Below are 5,381 nucleotides of genomic sequence, written 5' to 3' on the forward strand. Positions count from 1 at the left end.
CCGCACCCGCCTCGAGCTCGGGGCGCCGATCAAAGTCAGCATCGATCCGAAGAACCTGCACGTCTTCGACCAGGCCGACGGCAAGGCGATTTCGCACGGGATGGAGCTTGCCTGATGCGGGATGTGCTGATCGGCATCGACGCCGGCACGTCTGTCATCAAGTCCGTCGCCTTCGACAGGGCGGGCCGGCAGATCGCGGCCACCGCGCTGGCGAATCGCTACGAAACGCTGCCGGGCGGTGGCGCCGAGCAGGACCTGGCGCGCACCTGGGCCGATACGGCGACCACCTTGCGCCAGTTGGCCGACAAGGTGCCGGACCTCGCCAGCCGGGTGATCGCCATCGCGGTGACCGGGCAGGGCGACGGCACCTGGCTGATCGACAAGGCCGGCGAACCGGTGGCCAAGGGCTGGCTGTGGCTCGATGCGCGCGCCGCCAGGATCGTCGAGGAGATCCGGGCACGGCCGGAGGACCGGCTGCGCTTCGAAAAGACCGGCAGCGGGCTTGCCGCCTGCCAGCAGGGATCGCAGTTCGTCTTCATGAAGCGAAACATGCCGGCCATGCTCGAGAGGGCCGCGACGGCGTTCCACTGCAAGGACTGGCTCTATTTCAAGCTGACCGGCGAGCGCGCCACCGACCCTTCGGAAGGGACCTTCACCTTCGGCGATTTCCGCACCCGCGACTACAGCGACGAGGTGCTCGACGTGCTCGGCGTCGCCGACCTCAGGCACCTTCTGCCGCCGATCGTCGACGGCACCAGGCACAGCGCCGGCCTGTCAAAGGCCGCGGCCGACGCGACCGGGCTCACCGCCGGCACGCCGGTCGTGCTGACCTATGTCGACGTGGTCTGTACCGCGCTCGGCGCCGGCCTGTTCGACCGCAAGCACAAGCCCGGCTGCACCATCATCGGCTCAACCGGCATGCATATGCGACTTGCCGAGACACCGGACGAGGTGCAGCTCAACGAAGCGAAGACCGGCTACACCATGACCATGCCGGCGCCGGGCGTGTTTGCCCAGCTGCAGTCGAACATGGCGGCGACGCTCAACATCGACTGGGTGCTTGGCCTCGCTTCCGGCATCCTCGCCTCGCAAGGCATTTCGCGCTCGAACGGTGAGATGATCGCGCTGGTCGATGACTGGATTTCGTCGTCCAAGCCGGCCTCGCTGATCTACCAGCCCTATGTGTCCGAGGCCGGCGAGCGCGGCCCGTTCGTCGATGCCAATGCGAGGGCCGGCTTCGTCGGCATCTCCTCCCGCCACGGCTATGCCGACATGGTGCGCGCCGTCTTCGAAGGGCTCGCCTTCGCTTCGCGCGATTGCTACGCCGCTATGGGCCCGCTGCCGCGGGAAATCCGCCTTACCGGCGGCGCGGCGCGCAGCCCGGCGCTGCGCAAGATCCTTGGCGCCGCCGTCGGCGCCGCCACCCGCACCAGCGAACGCGAGGAGGCGGGTGCCGCCGGTGCCGCCATGATCGCAGCGGTCTGCGTCGGCCTCTACCGGTCAATGGACGATTGCGTCGCCGAATGGGTCACCCCCCTGCTTGGCGAGGCCGAGCCGAGCGACCCGGAACTCGCCGCCATCTACGACAGGATGGCGCCATCCTACACATTGGCGCACGAGGCGCTGCGTCCGGTCTGGCGGTCGATGGCCGCGACCAAGGCAGATTGAGAAGTCGAGCATGCACAGGAAAATTGCGATCATCGGCGACCGTTTCATGCTTCCGGAGGTCTTTCGGACTGAGATCGAGAAGGCCTGCGGCAACAGCCTCGACATCCGCACGCTGGAAACCGCGTGGCCCGACGAGCCGATGGAGTTCGGCAACACCGCGCTCGGCCTCGACAAAGTCAAGGAGTATTTCGGCCATCCGGACGAGGTGGTCGATTTTGTCGGCGATGCCGAGATCCTGGTCACCCAGCTCGCTCCGCTCTCGGATGGAATGATGCGGCGCCTTCCGGCGCTGAAATTGGTCGCTGTGTCGCGCGGCGGACCGATCAACATCGACATGGCGGCCGCCAAGGCTCACGACATCCGCGTCGTCAACGTTCCAGGCCGCAATGCGAGCGCGGTGGCCGAATTCACCATCGGCGCCATCCTCGCCGAGACGCGGCTGATCCGCGTCGGCCACGAGGCCTTGCGCAAGGGCGAATGGCGCGGCGATCTCTATCGCGCCGACCGCACCGGCCGCGAGCTCAGCGAGATGACCGTCGGTGTCGTCGGCTACGGCAATATCGGCACCAAAGTGGTGCGCCTGCTGCGCGCCTTCGGCTGCCGCGTCCTGGTCTGCGATCCCTACGTGCAGCTGAGCGCGGACGACCGCAATGCCGGCGTCGAGCTGGTCTCGCTCGACGAACTTCTGTCGCGCTCCGACGTGGTCACCCTGCATTCGCGGGTGACCGCGGAAACCCGCGGCCTGATCAACAAGGACACCATCGCCGGCATGAAGCCCGGCGTGATCTTCATCAACACCGCGCGCGGGCCGCTGGTCGACTATGACGCGCTTTACGAGGCGCTGGTCGCCGGCCATATCGCCAGCGCCATGCTGGAAACCTTCGCGATCGAGCCGGTGCCTTCGGACTGGCCGCTGCTGCAGCTGCCGAATGTGACGCTGACCCCGCACATCGCCGGCGCCTCGGTGCGCACCGTTACCTACGCGGCAGAGCAGGCGGCCGAGGAAGTGCGCCGCTACATCGCCGGCCTGCCGCCGGTCAATCCGTGCTGACCGCCATGAAGCGTTGTGCAGAGGGTTCGGCGAGATGAGCGGCGACGGCGACATTGTCGACCTTTTCGTCATCGGCGGCGGCGTCAACGGCGCCGGCATCGCGCGCGACGCCGCCGGCCGTGGCCTGTCCGTCATCTTGTGCGAGAAGGACGATCTCGCCGAAGGCACCAGCTCGCGTTCGGGCAAGCTGGTTCATGGCGGCCTGCGCTATCTCGAATATTACGAGTTCCGCCTGGTGCGCGAGGCGTTGATCGAGCGCGAGGTGCTCCTGGAATCCGCGCCCCACATCATCTGGCCGATGCGCTTCGTGCTGCCGCACAGCCCCGACGATCGCCCGGCCTGGCTGGTCCGCATCGGCCTCTTCCTCTACGACCATCTCGGCGGCCGCAAGCGGCTGCCGCCCACCCGCACGCTGAACTTGCGCACGGCGCCGGAGGGCGCGCCGATCAAGGACGCTTTCAGACGCGGCTTCGAATATTCCGACTGCTGGGTCGACGATGCCCGCCTCGTCGTCATCAACGCGCTGGACGCGGCGGAGCGCGGGGCGAAAGTCTTCACCCGCACCGCTTGCACCGCCGCCCGCCGCGACAAAGGCCTGTGGTCGGTCGAGATGCGCGACGGCAGGACCGGCGTGAGGACCGCGGTGCGGGCGCGCGCGCTGATCAACGCCGCCGGTCCCTGGGTCAACGACGTCGTCAACCGCGTCGCCGGGCAGAACTCCAAGCGCAACGTCCGCCTGGTCAAGGGCAGCCACATCGTCGTGCCGAAATTCTGGGAAGGGCGGCAGGCTTATCTCGTCCAGAACAACGACAAGCGCGTCATCTTCATCAATCCCTATCAGAACGACCTGGCGCTGATCGGCACCACCGACATTCCCTATGAAGGGCGGCCGGAAGACGTGGCGGCGGAGGAGAGCGAGATCGACTACCTGATCAAGGTCGTCAATCGCTACTTCAAGCGCGGGCTGACGCGCGGCGACGTCGTCTATTCCTTCTCCGGCGTCAGGCCGCTCTACGACGACAATGCCGACAATCCGAGCGCGGTGACGCGCGACTACATCTTCGAGCTCGATGCGCCGACCGGGCAGGCGCCGCTGCTCTCCGTCTTCGGCGGCAAGATCACCACCTTCCGCAAGCTCGCCGAGCACGCGCTCGACCGCATCGAGCCGTTCTTTCCGAAGATGGGCAAGGCGTGGACGTCCGGTGCGCATCTGCCGGGCGGCGACATCGCAAATGCCGATTTCGAGCAGTTCCTCGGCGATCTCGGCCGCGACTACCCCTGGATGCCGGCGTCGCTGCTCAAGCACTATGGCCGGCTCTACGGCACGCGCACCCGTTCAATCGTCGGCAATGCCGGATCGCTCGAACAGCTCGGGCGGCGCTTCGGCAAGGATTTCTTCGAGCGCGAGGCGAGCTACCTGTTCGAGCATGAGTGGGCGTCGACTGCTGCCGACATCCTGGACCGCCGCACCAAGCACGGCCTGCATCTCTCGGCCGCCGAGAGAGGGGCCTTCGAGGACTGGTGCGCCAACCGTTTGGCAAAGGCCGGCTGATGGCAGCTCGCATTGATCACGATGCCGTCGAATTGCAGGCGTTGCGTGTCCTGTCGGCCAGTGTTGGCGCCGATCCTCTGCTGGTCCAGGGCGCCGGTGGCAACACCTCGCTCAAGCAAGCCGGTGTGCTGTGGATCAAGGCGTCCGGCACCTGGCTGATGAATGCGGCGACAGCCGACATCATGGTGCCCGTGGAGCTGTCGCCCTTGCTCGATGCCGTCGCGCGCAAGGACCCGGCGGCCGAGAAGACCGCCGCATTCACGCTTGCCGAGCTCAACCCGCACCAGTTGCGGCCGTCCATCGAGACGACGGTGCATGCATTGCTGCCGCAAAAGGTCGTCGTCCATGTCCACTGCGTCGAGACCATCGCCATCGCCGTGCAGACCAATGCCGAGGCGCTGCTGGAGGAGCGTCTGCGCGGCCTCGACTGGGCCTTCGTGCCCTATCGCCGCCCGGGCCTGCCGCTGGCGCAGGGCATTGCCGAACGGCTGAAGCCGCGCACCGACGTCCTCGTCCTCGGCAATCATGGGCTGGTCGTGGCCGCCGACACAGTCGCCGAAGCAAACCTGCTGCTGCGGCGCGTTACCGGCCTGCTTGCCCGCGCGCCGCGCAAAGCGCCGGCGCCCGACCTCGACGCGCTGCTCAGGCTGGCCATGGGCAGCGATTACCGCCTTCCGGTCGCGGTCGAGGCCCATGCCGCCGCCACCGATCTCGCCAGTTGCCGGATCGTCGCGTCGGGCAGCCTTTACCCGGACCACGTCATCTTCCTCGGCATAGGCTCGGTGATCGCCGGTCCGAACGAGAATGCCGCTGCCGTGGTGGCGCGGACAACGGCCGGCGGGCCGCCGGCACCCGCCTCCATCCTTTTCCCGGGCAAGGGCATATTGATGCGCCGGGATGCCAATGCCGGCGCCGAGGCGATGGCGCGCTGCCTTGCCGATGTCGCCATCCGCGTCGATCCGACGGCGCGCGTCAACTATCTCAGCATCGAGGAGAATGCCGAGCTCCTGAACTGGGACGCCGAGAAATACCGCCAGGAGCTCAACCGGCGCGCCGGCAGCGTGCTGCAATGATTGCGCTTCATGCCGGCAGTTCGGGTGCGTGCGCCAT

General features: G+C 67.3%; 4 protein-coding genes. All 4 read left to right on the forward strand.

Translation table 11 applies throughout. The annotated features are described in order from the left end of the window. Positions 1-114: 114 nt before the first annotated feature. Genes EN738_RS30180 through EN738_RS30195 form a run of 4 tightly spaced genes read left to right on the forward strand, consistent with a single transcriptional unit; the run spans position 115 to position 5,344 of the window. The gene (locus EN738_RS30180) at positions 115-1,668 is read left to right on the forward strand and encodes an FGGY-family carbohydrate kinase (protein ID WP_127286816.1); all 1,554 of its coding nucleotides are present in this window, start codon (positions 115-117) and stop codon (positions 1,666-1,668) included. A gap of 10 nt (positions 1,669-1,678) precedes the next feature. Next, a complete protein-coding gene (locus tag EN738_RS30185; protein WP_127286817.1) occupies positions 1,679-2,719 on the forward strand; it encodes a 2-hydroxyacid dehydrogenase in 1,041 nt (346 codons plus the stop codon). A 34-nt stretch (positions 2,720-2,753) separates the two neighbouring features. Next, complete coding sequence (locus tag EN738_RS30190; RefSeq protein WP_127286818.1) at positions 2,754-4,271, forward strand: glycerol-3-phosphate dehydrogenase; 1,518 nt, start codon at positions 2,754-2,756, stop codon at positions 4,269-4,271. Continuing rightward, entirely contained in the window at positions 4,271-5,344 is a 1,074-nt protein-coding gene (locus EN738_RS30195; protein WP_127286819.1) for a class II aldolase/adducin family protein, read from the forward strand. Before EN738_RS30190 ends, EN738_RS30195 begins: the two co-directional genes overlap by 1 nt. Positions 5,345-5,381: the final 37 nt, after the last annotated feature.

Origin of the sequence: Mesorhizobium sp. M4B.F.Ca.ET.017.02.2.1 (assembly GCF_003998955.1) — a bacterium.
Classification (GTDB): Bacteria; Pseudomonadota; Alphaproteobacteria; order Rhizobiales; family Rhizobiaceae; genus Mesorhizobium; species Mesorhizobium abyssinicae.